The organism is Rhodococcus sp. NyZ502, from assembly GCF_041464245.1.
GTDB classification, from domain to species: domain Bacteria; phylum Actinomycetota; class Actinomycetes; order Mycobacteriales; family Mycobacteriaceae; genus Rhodococcus_F; species Rhodococcus_F qingshengii.
Map to the genome: position 1 here is coordinate 22,861 of NZ_CP167157.1, position 19,479 is coordinate 42,339.

20 protein-coding genes are annotated in these 19,479 nt (G+C 64.2%); all 20 read right to left on the reverse strand.

Annotated elements, in window-relative coordinates; translation table 11 throughout:
• Positions 1 to 117: 117 nt before the first annotated feature.
• On the reverse strand, positions 118 to 882 hold the full coding sequence (locus ACBG85_RS30715; protein WP_064075293.1) for a Shedu anti-phage system protein SduA domain-containing protein: 765 nt from the start codon (positions 880 to 882) through the stop codon (positions 118 to 120).
• Positions 883 to 1,090: 208 nt separating this feature from the next.
• Positions 1,091 to 1,567, reverse strand: coding sequence for a hypothetical protein (locus ACBG85_RS30720; RefSeq protein WP_064075292.1), 477 nt, complete (start codon positions 1,565 to 1,567; stop codon positions 1,091 to 1,093).
• A gap of 152 nt (positions 1,568 to 1,719) precedes the next feature.
• On the reverse strand, positions 1,720 to 2,532 hold the full coding sequence (locus ACBG85_RS30725; protein ID WP_064075291.1) for a hypothetical protein: 813 nt from the start codon (positions 2,530 to 2,532) through the stop codon (positions 1,720 to 1,722).
• Positions 2,532 to 3,302 (reverse strand): DUF4913 domain-containing protein, encoded by a 771-nt coding sequence (locus ACBG85_RS30730; RefSeq protein ID WP_064075290.1) that lies wholly within the window; start codon positions 3,300 to 3,302, stop codon positions 2,532 to 2,534. Before ACBG85_RS30730 ends, ACBG85_RS30725 begins: the two co-directional genes overlap by 1 nt.
• A complete protein-coding gene (locus tag ACBG85_RS30735; protein WP_064075289.1) occupies positions 3,299 to 5,125 on the reverse strand; it encodes a type IV secretory system conjugative DNA transfer family protein in 1,827 nt (608 codons plus the stop codon). Before ACBG85_RS30735 ends, ACBG85_RS30730 begins: the two co-directional genes overlap by 4 nt.
• A gap of 86 nt (positions 5,126 to 5,211) precedes the next feature.
• On the reverse strand, positions 5,212 to 5,463 hold the full coding sequence (locus tag ACBG85_RS30740) for a hypothetical protein (protein WP_019750037.1): 252 nt from the start codon (positions 5,461 to 5,463) through the stop codon (positions 5,212 to 5,214).
• A complete protein-coding gene (locus ACBG85_RS30745) occupies positions 5,464 to 5,766 on the reverse strand; it encodes a hypothetical protein (protein ID WP_020971508.1) in 303 nt (100 codons plus the stop codon).
• Entirely contained in the window at positions 5,763 to 7,493 is a 1,731-nt protein-coding gene (locus ACBG85_RS30750) for a hypothetical protein (RefSeq protein WP_019750039.1), read from the reverse strand. Before ACBG85_RS30750 ends, ACBG85_RS30745 begins: the two co-directional genes overlap by 4 nt.
• Before the next feature lie 31 nt (positions 7,494 to 7,524).
• Positions 7,525 to 9,015 carry an SCO6880 family protein gene (locus ACBG85_RS30755; RefSeq protein WP_019750040.1) on the reverse strand — a complete coding sequence of 497 codons (1,491 nt, stop codon included), beginning with the start codon at positions 9,013 to 9,015 and terminating at the stop codon, positions 7,525 to 7,527.
• A 55-nt stretch (positions 9,016 to 9,070) separates the two neighbouring features.
• Positions 9,071 to 10,606, reverse strand: coding sequence for a hypothetical protein (locus ACBG85_RS30760; RefSeq protein ID WP_075835914.1), 1,536 nt, complete (start codon positions 10,604 to 10,606; stop codon positions 9,071 to 9,073).
• Positions 10,600 to 11,454, reverse strand: coding sequence for a hypothetical protein (locus ACBG85_RS30765; protein ID WP_020971506.1), 855 nt, complete (start codon positions 11,452 to 11,454; stop codon positions 10,600 to 10,602). The genes ACBG85_RS30760 and ACBG85_RS30765 overlap by 7 nt, the downstream gene beginning before the upstream one ends.
• A gap of 28 nt (positions 11,455 to 11,482) precedes the next feature.
• The gene (locus tag ACBG85_RS30770; RefSeq protein WP_064075287.1) at positions 11,483 to 12,133 is read right to left on the reverse strand and encodes a hypothetical protein; all 651 of its coding nucleotides are present in this window, start codon (positions 12,131 to 12,133) and stop codon (positions 11,483 to 11,485) included.
• A 44-nt stretch (positions 12,134 to 12,177) separates the two neighbouring features.
• Positions 12,178 to 12,444 carry a hypothetical protein gene (locus tag ACBG85_RS30775; protein ID WP_064075286.1) on the reverse strand — a complete coding sequence of 89 codons (267 nt, stop codon included), beginning with the start codon at positions 12,442 to 12,444 and terminating at the stop codon, positions 12,178 to 12,180.
• Entirely contained in the window at positions 12,441 to 12,764 is a 324-nt protein-coding gene (locus ACBG85_RS30780) for a hypothetical protein (protein ID WP_019750045.1), read from the reverse strand. Before ACBG85_RS30780 ends, ACBG85_RS30775 begins: the two co-directional genes overlap by 4 nt.
• Before the next feature lie 18 nt (positions 12,765 to 12,782).
• Positions 12,783 to 13,472 carry a hypothetical protein gene (locus tag ACBG85_RS30785; protein ID WP_019750046.1) on the reverse strand — a complete coding sequence of 230 codons (690 nt, stop codon included), beginning with the start codon at positions 13,470 to 13,472 and terminating at the stop codon, positions 12,783 to 12,785.
• Entirely contained in the window at positions 13,469 to 14,056 is a 588-nt protein-coding gene (locus ACBG85_RS30790) for a hypothetical protein (protein WP_223304546.1), read from the reverse strand. The genes ACBG85_RS30785 and ACBG85_RS30790 overlap by 4 nt, the downstream gene beginning before the upstream one ends.
• On the reverse strand, positions 14,053 to 15,750 hold the full coding sequence (locus ACBG85_RS30795) for a peptidoglycan DD-metalloendopeptidase family protein (RefSeq protein WP_082893286.1): 1,698 nt from the start codon (positions 15,748 to 15,750) through the stop codon (positions 14,053 to 14,055). Before ACBG85_RS30795 ends, ACBG85_RS30790 begins: the two co-directional genes overlap by 4 nt.
• Before the next feature lie 93 nt (positions 15,751 to 15,843).
• The gene (locus tag ACBG85_RS30800) at positions 15,844 to 17,457 is read right to left on the reverse strand and encodes a cutinase family protein (RefSeq protein WP_064075285.1); all 1,614 of its coding nucleotides are present in this window, start codon (positions 17,455 to 17,457) and stop codon (positions 15,844 to 15,846) included.
• 26 nt (positions 17,458 to 17,483) lie between these two features.
• Positions 17,484 to 18,341 carry a hypothetical protein gene (locus ACBG85_RS30805; RefSeq protein ID WP_064075284.1) on the reverse strand — a complete coding sequence of 286 codons (858 nt, stop codon included), beginning with the start codon at positions 18,339 to 18,341 and terminating at the stop codon, positions 17,484 to 17,486.
• On the reverse strand, positions 18,338 to 19,414 hold the full coding sequence (locus ACBG85_RS30810; protein WP_064075283.1) for a hypothetical protein: 1,077 nt from the start codon (positions 19,412 to 19,414) through the stop codon (positions 18,338 to 18,340). The genes ACBG85_RS30805 and ACBG85_RS30810 overlap by 4 nt, the downstream gene beginning before the upstream one ends.
• Positions 19,415 to 19,479 lie beyond the last annotated feature (65 nt).

The window sequence follows — 19,479 nt, forward strand, 5'->3', positions numbered from 1 at the left end:
GGTCAGCCGAGTTCTATCCGTGCAGGAAGGACAGATGATCCAGCAGTGTGCATACCCGAAATCAACTCTTCGGTCGGCAACCACTATCGACTCCTTGGCTTGTTCTGGCCGTCGGGTTTAATCCGATTCTTCGGCCCTTCTCCTACGCCTGCCCTCCAGCTCATCTGAGCGCATTTGAGCGCGTTCGACGAGCCAATCCCACGAGTGGATATCGATGTTGTTCATGGTGGCGAGCCTGCGTCGGGCCGCGTTCGTACTCGCAGGCGTCTCGTGGCGGCGACCGATGATCACAAGGCCGCGCACAGTGGGGTGGACATCTACGAGCCCGAGGCCATTCTCGTGCCGAGGATTTCTTACATACTGGAGGTTGCTCTCGATGAAGCCGCGCCAGTCGTTGATCTGTTGGATGGCATGGACAAGCGATTTGTTGGGGTGGCCATCCTTGTTGAACATGACTTGTTGCGGGCCTTCGAGCTCCACTGCGAGCCACTCAAACCCCTGCGAACTGTTCTCCGCGATCATGTAGTCGCTTCTGAATTGATCACCGAATTTCTTCTCTGCAATGACCCACCTCCCGTGGCCACCGCCCAGCGGTTGCACCAAGAGATGGGGTCGCGATGCCAAGAATTTCTGCATATCGGGTTCGTTTTTCGCGTCGTGGAGCGCGCGACGAAATTCGTCGACGTCGTCGGGCGTGATGGTGTCCCACGTGACGGAGAATTCACTGAGCGATAGTTCGGCCTCTGCTTCTCGCGCTTTGCGCGCTTCATAATCTTTGTGGTCTTGGAGAATCGCTGCCCACTCGTCTGCGTCCAGTGAAACGTCAACAAAGTCATCGACGTTCGGTTCGTCGCGAGGGTCCGCGGGACCGATCTCTGACATGCAATTTCTCCTCGCACTTGGTGAAGTTTCCGTGACTCTACGGACAAACTGATTGTTCAAACGGCGAGACGCACAAAACCGTGTCACGCAGTAGTTAGTTGTGGTCTTCCTCCGCCGGTGGCAGCTGAGGTCAGTCGACGGGCAAAGCTTCGGGATCCGCGCTTGTGCGCGGATCCCGAAGTCGGAGTGGCTTGAAGGTGGAGGAGTTTTAGGGTTCTGTCCTCAGGTCCTCGAGATATGTCAGCGTCATCGGGGACGTGTCGAGCTCCGTCAACGCGAACTCGCCTTGCCTGGCGTCACCGAATTGCACGACGACCAGCGCACGTTCGGGAATGAAGTCGTCACCGGAAGGCGCCGGCGGGAACATCGTCTCGACCCATTCACGGTCGAACGGTTCTTCCCCGGCGACCACGAATCGCCACACGTCGCCGTGCGAGATGGTCAACAAGTCGTCGGCCCAGAGTCGAAGGACACGCTCAGCGGGCGGGTCGATCCAGCCACCGAAGCCGTACTCGGGATGTGCGAAGTCGAAACCGGAGCCTGGGGGCACTGACAAGGTGATGGCAGGTACTCGTACCGCGGTGTCACCATGCGGGTGCATGACCGCGTGATTGAACGTGCCGATCATCAAAGTCAGCCCGACCTCCTCAGTAAGGAATCGGCCGTACGTGTCCGGGGCCGCCAAGCGTGGCCACCTCGATGGCCCCGAGACAGGTTGGGGCTCCGGGGCCACTGGCGGCGGGCTCGTTTCGGATGGTGTGTCGGTCTTCTGCTGCGCTGTTCGTCGCTTGAACGGCCACATCGGTCGGTCTCCTTCGTAGATCGCGGGGTGGTCGGCTATCTGCCGGCGTGTTGGCGTTCCTGGCTGCGGCCCTTGCTCGGACGTCCTTTCCTGGCGACCGGCGGTTTACCAGTCCCGGTCTGCACCGCTCCTCGGGGATGCTTGGCCTGGTCGAGATCGGCCGTCATCCGGGCGCCGATCGTTTCCTTGTCCACTCCTCCGGCGTTCATGTCGGCGGCGAGGGCATCGCGCCGTTCGGCTGAGTCGTACTCGGCTTCTGCGGCTGCGCGATGAGCGTCTGCGTCTTCGACGATTTCAGTTTCGGCCGGCGTACCTTCGGCTTCCGTCGCCGTCTTGTCGAGCCGATCGGCTTCGGCCATCAACTCGGAGGCCTTCACGTTCTCGCGTTCGGCGAGTTCCTGTTCGGCGGCAGCGGCCCGCTTGGCTTCTTCGGCTGCTTGGAGCAGGTTCTCGATTTCTCGGGGGTCGATCCCGGGGGCGCCCGCGTCGATTCCGTACCGGGTCTGGACTTCCTTGCGGATGCGATCTGCGGCGTCGGCCGCGGGCTGCGAGTGGTCCTGCCAGCCGCGGGCCTGCTGCCAGCTGTCGGCGATCTGCGCGTGGGTAGCGTCCTCCCACCAGCGGTCCGTCATCACCGGACGTAGCTGCGCCTCGATCGCGCTGCGTTCGGCGACGAGCCGTTCGCGCAGTTCGCGGGCCGCCTGCACGCTTTTGGCTTCGGCGTCGCGGATCTGCTTCTCCCGTGCGCGACCCATCTGCTCTGCGAGACGGGACGCAGACTGCAAGCCGACCCGGAACATGCGCGTGAGTTCTTGATTGACCTCACCGATTTCGTCGTGCTCTGACATCAGTTGTTGCCTTCCTTGTGGGGTGACGCCGCTGTGGGCGCGGATTCAGGGGAGAGACGCATGTCGGGGAACATCGACGACGGTGCGGGTTCAGTCGGCAAGGGCACGATCGCGAAGTCGCCGCCGGCATGACCGCTGCGGACCGAGCACGCTTTGAACGTGCCCTCTGGATCGAATAGCTGTGCCATGTGGTGGTCGGCGTGATCGCGCCACCACACACTCATCCCGGTCGAGGGATCCAGGCGCAGACGCTCCCATGCGCGCCACAGGGCTTCCAACCGGGAGATAGCTTCGGCGTGTTTCCACCACTGCGTGCACCAGTTCCTTGACGTCCCCTCGATCACCTCACGCCGATAGACAGGGGCGATGCGTTCGCGCACGAACTCCTCTACCGATCCGAACACCAGTTCCGGTTCTGCCGGCTGCTCCGGCTCCGGCTCCGGTTCCGGATTGGCGAGTGAAATCTCGAGCTGCGCCAGCAACCGGGCCGCTGCCGCGGCTTCGAGTCGCGCGTACAGCTCCGGAGTGAGGATTTCCGCCCACTTCGCTTCGGCGATCGCGTCGGCTTCCTTCTGGATGCGTTTGAGAACTGCCTTGCCGACCATCGCCTCGAGGTTCTCGCTCAGCGGCGCTTCGACGTTCGGTTCATCTCTCCCGCTGAGGGGCGTGTACGCGGATGGGGGTGGATAGTCCGCATCATCGGGCGGCAGATAGTCAGCCTCACCCGGATCGAAATCGTCCTCCGGTGGTGGCTCGAACGGCGCGGTCACAGCGACACCGCCTCACGCGCAGCCCCGGCGTGGTCTGGCTTGAGCCATTCGGACAGCCCTACTTCTGCTTCCGCCAACGTCGCCGGGGCTGCCGGATCGTGGGCTTCGATTGACGCCCTGATCTGGTCGGCGTGCGGGCCGGCCATCCACGGCGCCGTCCGTACGATCACAGGCCGGTTGCCGGAGGAACGTACGATCGCCCGGCCACGTGGCAGTGCTTCGAGTTCGGATTCGGTGAACGTACGAACTTTGGTGCGCTGCTTGGAAGTGGATCGGCCTTGCGAGGAGGCTGTGACCGACCCGGTGATCTCCCAATGGTCACCGATCGCGGTGGACATGTCCCGAAGGAACACCCCGTCATCGACGGCGACACCACCGCCGTAGACCTTGACGTTCGCCGCCGACCACAGTTTCTTCATCCCGCGTTCGCCCCACACCTCCACACCCTGTGACCAGGACTGCAAGATGGCCATGATGATGATTCCGCGTGAACCGTAGTGGCTGTAGAGGCTAGGCAGCTTGGACCAGCGCACGACGTTGGCCACCTCGTCGAGAGGAGCGACGAGAGGAACAGGCAGACGTCCCTTCGGCGAGGTAGTCGCGATTTCTTCGGCCGCGTCGATCACGGCGACGGTCAACGCAGTCACCAGTGGGCCGGCCGAACCGTTGCCCTCGCGGGAAAGGCTGTAGAGCGTGCCTCCGGAACGAACGAATTCACGAGGATCGAAATGCGGCCGCGGATCGGTCAAACTGTCCGACGTCACCCAGGGATGAATCGTCCTGATCTTGAGCGAGCGGATCATCTTCTTGGCAGTACCGAACACACCGCCGCGTTGTTTGTCGGGCGCGTTGTACTGCCCGGCCAGGCCGTCCGCCTGCAATCCGTACCCATGTTGGCGAAGGATCTTCACCGCTTCCTGGTTCTGCACGTCCGTGACCCACGTATATGCCTGTGTGATCGGGCGGCGATCGAGTGCCGCAGCCAGGAACAGTGCCGCCAACAGATCCTTTCCTTCCGGATCGAAGAACGCGTCCGTCTTCGCTTCGAGTCCGTCGTCACCGGAGGCGAAATGATCGGCCAGATCGGCGGCCCTGACTTCGTCGGTCACCCACGTGAGCGGATTCCACCACCAGCTCGGTTCCTCATTGGCGACCCTCTGCGGATCGAACACCCAGACTTGCGAGCCCATTGCTGCTCGAACGTCGCGGGTCGCGTCGACGACATCACGCTTGTTCGACGTCGTCAGGACTGCGCCGGGAGCATCGAGAACTGCGGGGATGACGCGACTGGTCGACTTACCGGTGCGAGGACCCCAAATATCGACGTGCAGGTCCTCCCAGCTGCCGCGCAACATCGGGGCCGACCCGAACACCGGCTTGCTCGGCAGCAACAGGTACCCGAGCTGGATGCCGACAACGTCGTCGGGACGGAGCCGCACCTGCAAGGATTCGGCTTTCGCCCGGCATGCCTGTTCCGTCAACGAAGCGATGTCGCGACCGCGGCCCATGTACTTGGCTAGCTCGTCGACGCGGGTGCTGTCCCGCTTGCGCAGGATCAACAACCACATGCCCACTGCGACCAGCACGATCAACGCCAAGGCAAAGGCAATCGCCACTACGCTCGCACCGGACTCCCACACGAGATCGCCCTTGATCAGGCCAGCGACCATCGCCATCGGATTGACCGGAACATCCTGCTCGGTGCCGAACTGCATCGCGACGGAGGCGCCGACGACGCCGGCAACCGCGATCCCGGCGCACACACCGAGCACCTCGAACGCCACGTCACCTTGACTGGGATCACGCACAGAACCCTTACTCATGACTGATCTCCGTTACTGTCGACGGCGGCACTGGCGGGGGAAGTGAGTATTCGTCGAAACATGGTTTTTACTACCAACTTTCGGATCTACGTGTTGTCCGTCGGTATCTCGACGACGGTGGTCAACGTGACGGCGTAACCGGCACGTGGTCTGCCCGTCAACGATGTTCCCGTTACTTGAGCGGGGATGACGGTGTGTGAATGGCCTTGTACTGCAACGAATCGGTGTTTTGTTTCGAGGTCGGCGACCAGGTCGTGCATCTTCTGTACCGCACTCTGCAATGCGGCCGACGGCTCACCGACTTCGGTGGCGGTGCTGTAAAGAAAGATATGCGTCATTTACAGGCCTCTGTTCGCGGCGATCAGTCCACGGTTCACTTCGCGTAGTGCTTCGAGTTCGACGCGGAGGGAATGTATTTCGGAATCCGGGGCGCACGGTTGCGGTTTCACGGCGTCCGCGCCTTCCCGCTGCCGTAGCCATGCCCGCACGGTGGAGGTGTGGATCCCGGTATCGGCGGAGACACGCTCGATGGTCGCCCACAGAGACGGATACTGAGGGCGCAGCTTGTCGACCAAAATTACTGTGGCACTGCGCACCTCTGCTCCGTAGCGGTTGCCGCGGGTGCTGCGTTTGCCGCTCATGCCGCATTGTCCTTCGCTGTCTGTGCCGCGTATCCGGCGTCGGTGGCGTCGACGAACCGACTGTCGGTGTCGTGCCACTGGTATTTCAGTTCCGTGGGGGTCAGGACGGTCTCGAAACGGTGCCCCGGAATGCGTTCGGTGCCCTGTTTGAGCAGGAAAAACCCTCGGCCTGGGGGTGGTCCTGGCTTTTCGAGTTGGGCGTCGTAGCCGGCTGGGGACGACAGCGCGGAGACCCATGCCTTGTCTGCGCGGGTGAACGGAATGATGGAGTCGAGTTTGTCCATCTCGTCCGAGGTCAGGGCTCCCACGATCAACGCTCCGGCGCGTTCGATGAAGCCCTTGGCTTTCATGATGTCGAAGTCCATTTCGAGCGATTCGAGGTCCTTGACGGTGTGGGTGATCATCACCAGCGCCGTTCCGACGGTGCGGGTCAGGCGGGTGAGGGCGTCGACGCGGCTGACCATTCCGGGGCCGGCGAGGACTCGCCAGAATTCGTCGAGCACTGCCAGGAAGAGCAACCGGTCGCGAAGTCCGCAATCGGCGAGGACGTGTGCGGCTTCGATGGCGCCGAATCCGTCCTCCCAGCATGCGGCCATCACCGCAGCTTCGAGCTTGGTGTCACCGTGGCTGAGCGCTGAAATGTCCACGCACACACCGGTCGGTCGATCCTCGCCGGTGAAGTCGATCGGGGTGGTCGTCTGCTGGGAGAACACCTCACCGAGATCGCCGTCGAGCAGCGCGGACAATGTCTCGAGGAGGGATTCGACCTTGGCGAGGTACTTGTCCTTGTCGCGGGTGTACGCCTTGCGCATCAACTCTTCCGGCGGGTTCTCGATCAACGTGAGCAGATCCGAGATCAGCGGCGGGTTGTCGTATCCGAAACGGGGGTCCTTTTCGAGTAGGCGCAGCGCCGCGGTGATGATGTTGCGTTCGGCCTGTGTCAGCGCTGTTCCGCGCTCGATTTCGCACAGTGACTGCATCACTCGCTTGCGGCGTTGGTGAACCTGTTTGATCACTTTCTTCTGCAAGTCGGGGAAGTCCGCGAGCAGCGGAATCACCGACCCGAGAGCTCCGATCGCGAGCGGGTTGAGGTACCCCTCGCCGTGTCCCAGGCGCACGATCTTGCCGCGATCGCCGCAGATGATTTCGATTTCCTTGGTGAAGTCGGGTTTGGTGTCGGCGAACACGAACGGGATGTGACCTTGGGCGATGCCGCCGCTGACGAGTTTGCGGCCCACCGTGGACTTGCCGTTACTGGGGAGGGCGAGCATGAACACGCTGGGGGTGTTCTGTCGGCGTGAACGGTAGGTGGCGGTGATCGGGTCGTAGTGGAACGAGATGCCGTCGGGATCTTTCCCGAGTGGGGTTCCGACCATTGGATAGGTGCTGCCTACGACCCACGGGGAGAGCCCACATGCCTGCACGCTGGTGCCGCGGAACTCCGGCGGCTTGGGTACGACGCCCATCTTGCCGCCGCCGTGGCCGGCGAAACCGCGGTCGGTGAGTTTGGGGGCGCGGCGCCATTTCGGTTCGGTTCGGGAAGGGTCGCGTGCGAGTTCGGCGGCTTTCGCTGCTGCCTTCTCGTCTGCGATGCGTTGTTTTTCCTCTGCCTGGCGGCGTTTGCGTGCCGCTGCCATCGGATCGCGTAGGGAAGCATTCTGCTTCTTGCGTCCGGGTTCGTACGTGCCGGTCAGGTCTGCGATCCGGCGGCGCAACATCAAACTCATCGTTTTCTCCTGTCGGTGGTGGTCGGCCGGTTCAGGCCTGCAAGGTTTTCGCCGTCGTTGCGTGGTCTTGGAGATAGACCCCGACTCCGACGCCCGAGAGAAATGCCGCTGCCTGGTATCGCCATGCGGGCCGTACTTTCGTCGAGCACCCGGCGACCAGGGATTCGATCGTGTCGGCCTGAATGTCGAGCTGGGCTTCGGTACTTGCCGACGCGGTGACGATCAGCGAGACCGCTGTCGCGCCGGCACCGTTGCCGACCTCGACGCGAGTACGGTCTGCTGCCTTGACCTTGAGGTCTGCGCGGACCGATCCGATACCGCGTTGGGCATTGCGTTCACCGACTGCGTAGACGTAGCCGCTTTCGACTGCGTTCACGGCGTCGGCCGGGGACATCGGCCGGTGAATCAGTGTCACGCGCTTGCGCGGGACGTCGCCGTGACCTTCGAGAAGTGCTTTGAGAATCCGTTCGTTGCGGGCACCGGACGGGGGTGCGTTCATCACCCAGGTCCGCGAGGCCGCGCCTTCGTGGAAGTAGGTGTTTTTGGTTTCCTCGGCCGTCATCGGGCCGGCATCGAGCCAGTCGACGTACATCTCTCCGCTGCGCAGTGACGATTCCACCTCGGCTTCGACAACCGGGCGGGGATCGTATGCGCGGCGCACGACTGCGGAGATTTCGTGATCGGACATCGGGACAGCGGTCACGCGGAATGTGCCGAGGTTCGCGCAGATCGACGGAAGACGTTCTGCCAGATCGGCAATCATCGCCATCGGATCCTTGCGTTTGGCTTCCGTGTTCGCGGTGAAGGTGAGCGCCATGTGGGTGTGCAACTGGATTCCGTGACGTACGCCGGTGCCCGATTCGCGGACCACCGCTTGTGCGAGTTCAGAGGTGCCGGGTTTGCACAGTCGCGTGATTTCCGCGTCTTGCCGCGCCCCTGTCTCTGGGAGGGTTTCGATGATGGTGGCGATCGCTTCGATGTCCGGCGTCTGTCCGCTGAGGTTGATGAACTCGCCCCAGTTGGCGACGTCGAGGTCGACCTGACCCTGTTCGACACCCTTGTATCCGGGCACAGAGCAACGCAGCCTGATCGTGTACTGATGCAGTTTCGGTAGATGACTCATTCCGAATCGTCGGCCCAGTTTGTCGATTCCCCACCACATTTCGATCGGAGCGCCGATTCCCGGGACTCGGGTTCGGCCTCCGGGCGCGTTCGAGAGAGAACCAGCGCGCAGGATGTGCTGGCCGCGCCGACGTTGCTTGCTCCACCCGGTGAGTTCAGTGGCGAATTCGTACCCTGACTTACCGCCGATGCGTGCAGCGAGCGGCGCCCAGGTCAGCACCACTACGCCGAGGATCACCGCTCCTGAGATGAAGAACCCGGCGAGCAGTGCAACGATGCCGGCCACGATGCCCGAGGCGAAGACGTAGAACATTTTCTTCGACACACCGAACAGGTACGTCGAAGGGGCTTCGTGAAGACCGCCGTAGGTGTTGGGGCGGGCCGGTGCTTCGGTGCTCATAGCTGCTCCTTGAGGATGGAATCAATGAGGTCAAACGGTGCGGTGCGGTGTGCGCTCATCCGGACCGCCCACCTTGCGGCTCGTCCGGAACGTCCGCTCCCCCACTTGCTCCGGAGGCGCTGTCGCCGATCGTCGATGCGACGGCGCCCATAGCGCTGCCGATCCGGTCGGAGACTTCCTGCCCGACGGCGACGGCCGCGCCGACCGGACCAGCGGCCGCGGCCGCGCCGGAAGCTGCACCGCCGGATGCTGCTCCGGACGCTGCTCCGGACGAACCGCTCGCGGTCGCTGCTCCGGACGGACCGCTCGATGCGGCTTCTGTGCCACCGCCCGAGGGCGCCGGTGAGCTCGATCCCGATGAGGGCGTGCTGGAGCCGGTCGGTTCCGTACTCGGGCCGCCTTGAACGCTCGACGACGAGGAGGACCCGGAATCCTGTTCAGCCGAGGAGGACATCGACTGGATCATCGAAGCGCCCATACTCGCGCCGGTCGCGGCGAGCATGCCGCCCAGCACCGCGCCGCCGTTGCCGCCGGCCATCGAACCCATCGCCGGAACGATCAGTCTCGCCAACGCCGGCATCGTCAGGCACGAGAGTGTCAGCAGGATCATTCCGGCGAAGACACCTTGTGCGTCGGTAGCACCGGCGGCCGAGAGGAAAGCGATCCCGTACACGCTGGAAGCGACGAACGGGAACAGTGCGAACACCACCGCCCAATTCCGTAGCTTGGTCCAGGCCTGCATTCCGGCGCTGCCGATTCCTGATGCGGCGGCCGCGATCGGTGCCCATCCGAGGACCAGGCGCAGCATCGCGATCTGCATCATGATGAACACCGCTTGCACGGCGGTTCCGACGATGCCCAAGATTGCGAAGACGAAAATCAAGCCCGGACCCAGGAGAGGGCCGACTTCGGCGACGGCGAGGAGTTTGTTCGCTGCTTCGTCGATGTTCTCTCCGACCATCGCTTGAACCAGCCACACACCCGCTGCTCGGGAGAGTTCGTCACCGGCGAGGATGAGCGGAACCAGAGTCCAGGACGCGAACACCGTGCGGGTCAACATCATTGCCGTTTCTTCGGCATGTTGCTGTGCCAGACGCGATTTGGCCCAGGCGAGTTTGAGTGCGGAGATCCCGACCGAGATCATGAACGCCGCTATCTGGAATATTCGCAAGAATTGGTGCACTTGCCAGACTGTGTTCTCGGTGTCACTGTTTCCGACCGCGCCGGTGACCGAGTTGGTCATCCACCACGTCAGCATGAAAGTGATGCCCTTTTTCCAACCGTCGAGGAACACTTCGGCGGCCTTGCCGACGCCCGATTTCCACATCCCGTCGGCGAACTCGCCGGCCGCGTCCTGTGGATTGGCAACAGCAGTGCCCAAGTCGCAGAACCGCTCGAGGAACCCACCGACGACCGGTACGGAGTCACCGACGTCGCGGCAACCGGCATACATGTCGTCGTCAGCCGGCGGTTGTCCGGTTTCCGAAGTGCCCGGATCATCTGCCGGGGGCTGGGCATGCCCGAGCGCGACCGGCCCGAAGACCAGCACGGCCAGGAGCAGAGCCGCGATCGCAGACAGACGCTTCACCATTGGGTCCACCCCGTCAGCGAAGTGATCGTCTGCGGCGGAAGCTGGGTGGAAGGGCGACGGATCTTCCAATCACCGTCCTGCCAGACGACCTCGAAGCGAGTGGTGAACCAGGAGCCCGGAGTCTTGTCGCGGGCCGCGACCTCCACGACTGCGAACGAGTTGTCAGCGCTCCAACCGGAAATCTTGAATGCCGCCGGGATGTACTGAGGGGGCAACTGGCTCCAGTCGATCCACTTCTTCGGCGCCCACGACGCCTTGTTCCCCCGTGTCGAGGGTTCGATCTGGTTGTCGAAGACCGCATCGAGTGATTCCTGGTCGATGACCGTCCGCATGCTGATCTGCCAGGCAGCGAGCGCAGCGCCCTGAGGGGTGCGAGCGAAACCCGTGGCCAATGGGCCATCTACTCGAGTGGGACCGTCGGAGGTCGAGAACGGCAGGATGAACGGACCGACTTGCTGCCACATCAACCCCTCCGGAGCGGGGACCGGGTCACCTTCCTTGAACGAGGGGCGATCTGCCGACGACTGCGGCAACGCCTGACCACGCGGGTTGACGGGGTTGGCGATCACGCGGCCGAACAGATCCGCCGACGGAACGCCGAATGCAGTGCCGCTGTCGGGTTTTGCTGGTGCCGTCGCGGGCGGCTGGGTGGCAGTGGGGGCGCCGGCGCCGGCGGAATCGTCGTCGCGGGTGACGGCGATGAACACGGCGACGGCCACGACCACAGCGAGAAGCGCGCAGAACACGGCAGCGGCGATCCCGGTCGTGCGGCTGGTCGCCAACCACTCGCCGGTGCGGCGAAGGCGCGATCCTTCTGTGGTCTCGCGGGGTTCGGTGCGGTTACTCACGGGTGGCTCCTGAAAAGTCGGGGGAAGATCAGTCGGCGTAGGAGAAGGCGGTGTATCCGTCGAGCGAGGCCAACGGCACTGGATCGGTGGGCGCAGCTTCGGAGGTCTCGGGCTGCGGATCAGGGAGAGTGATCTTCCAATCGCCGTTTTGCCAGATCAGCGAGGTCGGCGACGCAGACAGCGCAGCGTCCGGCATCCGTGTGGCCAGCCACACCACGGCTTGGTCTGGGCTGTAGTCCTCGATGCGGAATCCGGCGAACTGGGCTGTCTGAGCAGGATCGGCTTCGGTGGTGATGGAGGTCATCACCCGCGCCACGGCGTACGCGTCACGGCCCCGGCCAGGGGCGGTCAGCAGTTGTGCGGTCTGCGCCCAGGTCTCGTCTGGTGCGAGTGCGAGACGGCTCTGGCCCTGAATGGCGGCCATCACCACCCCTTGGGGTGTTCGGCTGTATCCGAACGGGATCTTCGCCGAAACGCTCGTCGGTCCGTCGACAGCGGAGACAGGGACAGCGACACCGCGGTAGCTCTCCCACTGCACCTGCTGCGGCGCTGCGCTGGTGTCGACCGCCGCGGTGCCGGTTCCGGGGTCCTCCTGCGACGATCCGCACGCGGTGGCCACCGACAGCGCGAGAGCTGCGGCGACGAGGGCGCCGACGAGGCGGTAACGGTGAATTGCCATGATTTCCTTCTTTTTCGCAAAGTGAGTAGTGGAATCGAGACGGGCTAGATGAGGAGCCATCCCGCCCACGTGATTGCGGAGGCGGTGACGATGGCGCCGATGGCGATCGCGATCAACCGCCGGATTCCGGGGCCGGTGACTTCGCCGTCGTCGAAGCGGTGCGCGACTTCGACACCGGCGCGCATCGCGGCGACGATCAGACCGGCTGCGACGAACCACAGGAACACCCCGAGCATCTGCCCGAGCGGGACCAGGACGTCTTCGCCGGGCATCTTGATGCCGCCGCCTGCGGCCAGTATCGAAGTACTCACTCCATGAACCAGGTGACGTACGAGGCGGCGGAGGACGTGATGATCGCGCCGACGGCGACACCGACCACCATCATCTTTTCGCCGCGTCCGGCGGTGCCGTCGGCGAACGACTGGGCGAACTTGACGCCGGCCATCATTCCCAGTCCGATCAGGAAAGCTGTTGCCGCCCACAGGCCGACGCCGAGCAGGATCTGAAACTTGTCGCCTGACGGCGGAGTGGTCATCTGAACGTCGATCACGTCCCCGCCCTGTCCAGGCGAGGGGAAGGGCGCGGGCTGCTGAGCGAGGATGTAGGTGTTGATGGTGTGGAGTGCGTTCATGAGAAGGTGCCTTTCGAGTTATGTTGCGGAAGAACTGATTTCCTTCACCCGAGCTGCTGCTGCGACTCGGATCTGGTCGTGGAGAGCGATCACCGGGGCGACGGGGTATCTCGTCGGGTCACGCGCCGCTTTCTTGTCGGTCGGCAACGTCGAGGACGGAGACCACTCGGGAAGCTCACGAGGAGGCATGACCCGCCAAGGTTCGAGCCACGGCACGTCCCAGCAGTGACCGGCCAGCGAGCGCGCCAGCGACTCGACGACGGCTAGACGGTTCCGGACCGGCTTGGACAGTGGGCGATCACTGTCGGCGACGGACACGACGCCGAGGATGTGTGTTCCTTCCGGCGTGCCACCGGCGGCGTGTTGCAGAAGCAGTGAATGAGCACGCTCTACGCCGTGCATCGTCGTGCGAAAAACGAGCACCACCAGCGGCGAGTCCGCGCCCGGTAGGTCACCGATGTATCCGGGCCAGCCGCGCTGGCAGTCCCCCGCGTATGCGAGGGAACGCGTCAGCGAGGAGACTCCGGCACCTCCGGTAGCTCCGAGAAACCAGACAAGCGGCCGGGCCGGGGTCAGAGCCTCACGTTCGATCGGGCCTTCCCAGATCGGAGCGGATTCATCGGTCCCGGGCATCACAGCCCCCGCGATGCGTGGACCGCTCGGCATCGGAGCACCGCGGCGCGGAACATCGGCATATGCGCTGGTCATCGGACCATCACCGCGCTCACGCGCCACACACCGAGCTTGGTGGCGGTCATGTACGCCGCGAACGGAACCCGATCAATCTCCCGGCCGCCGGCATCGACGGCGGTCACCGTCACTGCCACGACTCGTGAGACCTTTGCAGGCTTGTCCTCGGGGTGATTGTCGGCGGTCACCGTCGCCGTGGCCGTGGCCACCGCGTTCTGCTCACGCCAGGACTCCCATTGGCGACCGGTGATCGGTGCCAAAGCAATGAAGGACGACGCGTTGTCGGTGTAGTACCGCTCGTCGAGCAACGGTGCTGCCCGGTTCGCTGCGTCGATCTGGTTGGTGTCCGCCCCGGGGGTGTACGAGAACAGAGCTTGCGCGGCCGCGACCATCACGGCTTCCGGATCGCTTTGATCGACCGAGGAAAACGGTTCCGGCAGAGTGGGATCGGCGGGAACAGTCAATGATTGGGTGGGGCCGCCCTCATCCATCGGGTGGTCGTGGTCATTGCTGCGGCCGCATCCGACAAGTGCGAGAACAGCGAAGGTCATGGCTGCGAATGCGGTCAACCTCATCGGTCTGCGGTCAGTCCGGTTTGTCATCGTGCCTCCTGCGGTTGCGGTTGTGATGCGCCGAAGCGGCGGACGTGCATTTGTTCTCCCGACATCCCTGACAGCGGAGCGATGGTGACGGTCTGGCCTTCGGTCGGAGCGTGAAGCAACATTTCTTCGCCGTTCTCGAGGCCGTAGTAGATGCCGACGTGGTGCGTGTTCGAGGCGGGGCCGAAGAAGATCAGGTCGCCGGGTTGTTTCTGGTCGATGGGGACTTCTGCGCCGCGTGAGTCGTAGAGCTGTCCGGGATCTGCGGTCGATCCGGTGAAGTGCGGCAGGCTGATTCGTCCGCCGGATGCCTGGTAGACCGCGTACAGCGTCAGACCTGAGCAGTCGAATCCGCCGCCGGTGGGGCCGTTCGTGTCGCCACCGCCCCAGACGTACGGGGTACCGATCCAGCGCGAGGCAGCCAGGATGATGGCTCGTCCGAACTCGCTGGCCGGACCCTCGCCGCCGCCGCTACCGGGTGCGGGCTGCTGATCGTTGCAGGCATCGCTGCCGCCGTCGGCGACGGCGATGGCTCCACCAGCTGCGATGGATGCGAGTTCGGCTTCGGACATGTTCGCCCCGGCGCCCTTGAACTTGGCCGCCAACGTGGTGGCGATCGGCTCGTCGTCGGCGTACGCGTCCGGGTACAGCGATCCCTGAACGTTCTGTGCTGCGACGGTAATCGGTAGCGATTCCCACCCGCTCTGCTTGGCCAGCGCTTCGTAGAATTTGCGTGATGCAGTGGCAGAGTTCATCAGTTCTTCGAGCGTTCCCCACCACGGGTACTGCTGCTGAAACTGATTGACGGAGCCGTGATCTCGTCCGACAGCATCGTGTGGGAAGTCCAGGGATCGGCCCACGTCCTTCTGATCGGCTTCGAGGCGAGGATCGGTGCCGTCGTTGGCGTACATGCGAAAGCCGGATTCCTGGCTTGCGGTTGCGAGCGCGACGATGACGCCGCGATCTGGAATGCCCATGACTTCACCGACCGCGACGATCTGCTTCGCGATCGCCAACTGTCGGCCGTCCAAACCTCCGAACCCGGAACCTTCATCACCCGCATCGCCCGAGCCCGGGGAAGTCGGTGCGGGCGCAGCGGGAGCCTCGCCGGGTTCGGCGGCCTTGTCGATCCACGGTTGCGGATCCACCGCGGTACCGGCGCCGTCGGGTAGACGACCGCCGTCCCACACCTCGAAATGAAGGTGCGGCCCGGTCGAGCCGCCGGCATTGCCGATCGCCCCGATCTGCTGACCGCCGCGGACCTGCTCTCCGGCGCGGACCATCACACCGTCGTCGAACATGTGCCCGTAAACCGAGCTGTATACGTGGCCCTCGATTTCGTGATCGACGATGATCCAGTTCCCGAAGCCGTCAGCGGGACCGGCTTCACGAACGCGGCCGTCGATGAACGCGTAGATCGGGGTACCGACAGGACCCGCACGGTCGAGTCCCTTGTGTTCGGTGCCCCATCGCGGACCGAACGGAGAGGTGTCCGTTGTTTCGGACGACTTGGTGGGCTTGACCAGCGAACCAGCAGCGGCAACCTGCCCGCCCCCGTTTTCGACGGGAGCGCACTCTTCGTCCTCGGAAACGAGAACGACCACCACGGCCATGATCATCAGAAGGAACGCGACGGCTGCGGCACCGACAACGACGATGGCACCGCCGACGCCTCCGCTGCTGCTGTCATCTGACACGAGATGGTCCCTTCGGTTGGAGTGGGACGTCAGTGCGTCCCGGGGTTTGCTGGGCGGCGGCGCAGCAGAGGAGTTCCGTGCGCCGCCGACCGATCACTGCGCGGGCGGTGCGGCGGCAGGCGCCTGAGTGGGAGTCGGGATCTGGGCAGGCGCGAACGCGCCGCCCGGCCCGACGATTTCAGGAGAAACCGCCGAGGTCGTGGCGAACACCGAGCTGGTCAGCGGCGTCGACGACGAGGGGGCCGCAGAGGGCGTCCCGCTCGGACGAGTCGTCGGCGAGGCTGTTTTCGTGGTGCTCGCCCCGGCCGACGTGGATCCGGACGAGAGTTCTTTCGCGAGGGTGGAGAACCACTCGACGGTGAACTTCGCCGGGGTCTGCCCCTGTCCTCCCACGGGAATCGAGTCGTAGGTGCCGTGGTTGCGGGCCGTGTCCCAGTACTTGACCTGCGTTGCCATCTTCAGCAGGTCCTTGTTGTCGGAAATGCCGCGCTGGACTTCGTTGTAGATGTACTTCTGGATCTGGGTGCCGGTGGACGGCGGGAACAAACTCATTGCCGCGTCCCCGACTTTCGCTGCCAAGATGCCCAGTGCAGCAGGGGGATTGGCCATGCCGACGGTGGCGAGGGTGCCGATCGTGTCCAGTGTGAGGACTTTCTTCGCGACCGCGATGCCCGCTTGCAATCCCATGACACCGGTTTTGATGACTGCCCGGATGACATCGGCGTCCGCGTCCGGAGTGGCGGAGCGCGGATCGGAATTCGTGGACAGGCGCCCGAGGATGGTCTTTCCGGACGACTGCACGGTGAACCGGCCGTTGGAGAAGTTGATGTCGTCGTTGACGACGTCGGCGGCGGTACGAATTGTCGCCCCACCCAATGCGCCCGCGAGGTCGACCAGAGTTTTCTGCGGATCCTGCTGCTCGAGGTGCAGCTGCCCAGCGATATTGGTGACCGTGCGGGCCAGCGTCGCATCTTGTGGTGTCGCGCATGCGAGGTCGCCGTCGGTGCAGAACGAAGCGACACGGCCGGCAACAGAGCCGTACCCGGACGAGGCGGCGTAGTTCGGGGCTATGCCGCCGCCGTCAGCAGGGGTCGGGGTGGTCACCGTCAGATCCGACAAGGCAGAGGTGGCAACGCCCTTGGGCGGTGTCGGTGAACTCTGCCCGGACGAGCCGCCGGGGAAGGTGCTGGCACCTTGCGGGCGATTCGGGGACGAGAACAATGCACCGGCGGCGAGCTTGTCCGCTGTGATCGGGCCTTTGCCGCTGCCGATATTGCGGATGACGGTGTCCGCTATCTGCGCGCCTTGCGAATATCCGGTCACCGCGATCATCGACGAGGGGCACCTATCGGCGTAATCGGAGATCGCTTGGCTGGTCTTGTCGACCCCCTCGGTCATCGACTGCTCGTACGTCGCTCCCCGCCAACCGAAGTCGGCGGCGTACGGGACGAGCATCCGTGAGACCTCACCGGCAGCGGACTGGAGCAAGGGCACCATCACCGACATGCCGAGGAAGCCGCTGTCGATGGTGGGGTCGGCATCCGGAGCGGACTGGTTGGTCCCCTGAACACCGAAGACTCCCAAAGCGGTGCAGGGCATCGGTGCGGAGTCGCCTGAGGTGGGTGCGGCGTTCGCCAGACTGGTTCCTGCCAGTGCGAGGACGACCGTGGCCGTCACCGCTGTGGTGATCCCTCTCGCATATCTCATGCGGATTTCCCTTCGGATGTGTTTGTTCACTGCGTCGGCGCGGCTGCACCGAGGTTTCGTACGTCGGCGGCGAGAGCGGTGAAGTCCTGCTCGACACCGCTGCCCATCGCCGAGGTCACGATCGGTCCTCCTGCGGCCAACGACCGGTCGTGACCGATCAGGCGCACCGCTCCGATCCGGCCCGCCATATGGGCACTGAGGTGATCGGCCACCGGCGTCGAACCGGGACGGACCTCGACGACGGCCACGACGACCGATGCCAACGTGTGTGCGCCGAGGGTGCTCTCGATCCATTCCAGGACGGAGGGAAGACGGTTCACGGAGTCGCCGCGGCTGGACACCACCAGGACGATCACGACCGACGCATCGGCCAGCAGCGGAGCGAGATGCTGTGCACGCAAAGGGTTTCCGGCGTCGTAGATCGGAAAATGACCGGACGCGGTCAGGAGTGAGTGAACGGACGCGAGCGCCGCAGCGTCGCCGCTCAGCTCCCCAAGCGTGCGGCGACCCCACAGCACCCCGTGCTCGGAGACCCATTGGCCGGGGTTCAGCTCGCGCCCGCAGCCACGCTCGGACAGGTCACCACCGGCGGGGGTCGTATCCACGGCGGCAGCAGTGACGAGTTCGGTGTGCAATGCACTCGCCAGGCCGACCGCTGTCGTGGTGGCTCCGACTCCACCGGCAACCCCGGCGATCAGCACAGCAGAAGGCGGTGCCAGCGGAATCAGTGCATCTTCTGGCTCGGGTACCTCATCGACCGGGCCTTCTGCCTCGGACCCGGGCACAAGCGGCGGTGCGGTGTCGTCCACCGTTGCCGACGGCTTCTCGTCGGATTCGTTGTCTTCTGTCGGCTCGCCCTCGAGCCAGTCCCCCGCCCACGTCACGGCGTGCCTACGCTCTCGTTGATGGCCGCGATCAGCGTCTTTCCGTCACGCACGGTCGTGCTGATGGTTTGCGCGTATCGCACGATCGCACCGTCCGCGGCTTTTTGGACCATCTCTACGGCGAAGACACCCGGCTGACCGGACGGGCGGATCAGAACGCAATGCTCGGTGCCGACCGGGACGCCGTCATCGATGCCGGCTTGCAAGGTCGACAGTTGGGTGGCCGCAGCTTCCGGAGTGGCGAAGCCTCGCGCTTTGTCCGCATTGCGATCGACGTAGAAGGCGTACTGAAATCCGAGGATCGCATCAGGGCCAGATCCGGTACCGCCAGGGCCATTCCCGCTGATGACGTCACCCTTGACGCTGCTCGGGCACCAGGACGAGGCGGCCTGCGCCCCGGCGACAGACGTCCCCGCCGCTGGCGGGGCCGTAGTGGTTCCAGGTACTTCGAGGGAGGCTGGAGCGTCCGGTTCGTCGGAACCGGAGGCCAGCGCGATTGCGGTACCGCCGACGAGGACAGCCAGCACGGCCGCAGCGGCTCCCCCGACAGCGGCTTTCGTGCGGCGGCTCCGGCCACGCGCCCGGTCGGATCCAGGGAGAGGTTCGGGGATACCGATCCGCTCCCCCTCATCCGGGGTGGGCGGTGTCGGTTCCGGATCGGTGGCCGGCAGCTCCCATTCCGATGCCCAATCCGGTTGTGTATTCAGATCACTGACAGCGAGGGTGACGACCGGGAGCGTGCGGACAACACCCACGGACTCAGAGACGACCGGATCGGTCGCCGGTCCGGTCTCGTCCTCATCTGCGAGTTCGAATGTGGGAGTGAGGTGTTGGGCGGGTCGGCTCACCGCAGCGACAACGGTCTCGTCTGCCGAGGGAGCGTTGCCGGTGGAAACCGGTTCGCTCTCAACAGTTTCGGCATGGTCGAGTAGGGAGTCGGGTTCTGATTCCTCATCGGGGTTTTCGGACTCGGGCTCGGAATGTACGTCGGTGTCTGGGGTTTGCTCTCCCGTGTCCACTTCGTCGGCGAACTCGGTCGGGTCCAACGGTGGAAACCAGTTCTGACCTGACATGTCGATATTTCCTCTCGTGCAAAGAAAAAGAACTTCGACTAACACCGCCGGGGCCGAAGCCCCGA

Bases quoted from the DNA above. Each gene is read 5' to 3' on its own strand.
- ACBG85_RS30755 (WP_019750040.1), bottom strand. From the start codon at position 9,015: ATGAGCACCGAAGCACCGGCCCGCCCCAACACCTACGGCGGTCTTCAC.
- ACBG85_RS30790 (WP_223304546.1), bottom strand. From the start codon at position 14,056: ATGACAAACCGGACTGACCGCAGACCGATGAGGTTGACCGCATTCGCA.
- ACBG85_RS30810 (WP_064075283.1), bottom strand. From the start codon at position 19,414: ATGTCAGGTCAGAACTGGTTTCCACCGTTGGACCCGACCGAGTTCGCC.
- ACBG85_RS30725 (WP_064075291.1), bottom strand. From the start codon at position 2,532: ATGTCAGAGCACGACGAAATCGGTGAGGTCAATCAAGAACTCACGCGC.
- ACBG85_RS30750 (WP_019750039.1), bottom strand. From the start codon at position 7,493: ATGAGTTTGATGTTGCGCCGCCGGATCGCAGACCTGACCGGCACGTAC.
- ACBG85_RS30770 (WP_064075287.1), bottom strand. From the start codon at position 12,133: ATGGCAATTCACCGTTACCGCCTCGTCGGCGCCCTCGTCGCCGCAGCT.
- ACBG85_RS30740 (WP_019750037.1), bottom strand. From the start codon at position 5,463: ATGACGCATATCTTTCTTTACAGCACCGCCACCGAAGTCGGTGAGCCG.
- ACBG85_RS30715 (WP_064075293.1), bottom strand. From the start codon at position 882: ATGTCAGAGATCGGTCCCGCGGACCCTCGCGACGAACCGAACGTCGAT.
- ACBG85_RS30780 (WP_019750045.1), bottom strand. From the start codon at position 12,764: ATGAACGCACTCCACACCATCAACACCTACATCCTCGCTCAGCAGCCC.
- ACBG85_RS30785 (WP_019750046.1), bottom strand. From the start codon at position 13,472: ATGACCAGCGCATATGCCGATGTTCCGCGCCGCGGTGCTCCGATGCCG.
- ACBG85_RS30745 (WP_020971508.1), bottom strand. From the start codon at position 5,766: ATGAGCGGCAAACGCAGCACCCGCGGCAACCGCTACGGAGCAGAGGTG.
- ACBG85_RS30735 (WP_064075289.1), bottom strand. From the start codon at position 5,125: ATGAGTAAGGGTTCTGTGCGTGATCCCAGTCAAGGTGACGTGGCGTTC.
- ACBG85_RS30800 (WP_064075285.1), bottom strand. From the start codon at position 17,457: ATGAGATATGCGAGAGGGATCACCACAGCGGTGACGGCCACGGTCGTC.
- ACBG85_RS30760 (WP_075835914.1), bottom strand. From the start codon at position 10,606: ATGGTGAAGCGTCTGTCTGCGATCGCGGCTCTGCTCCTGGCCGTGCTG.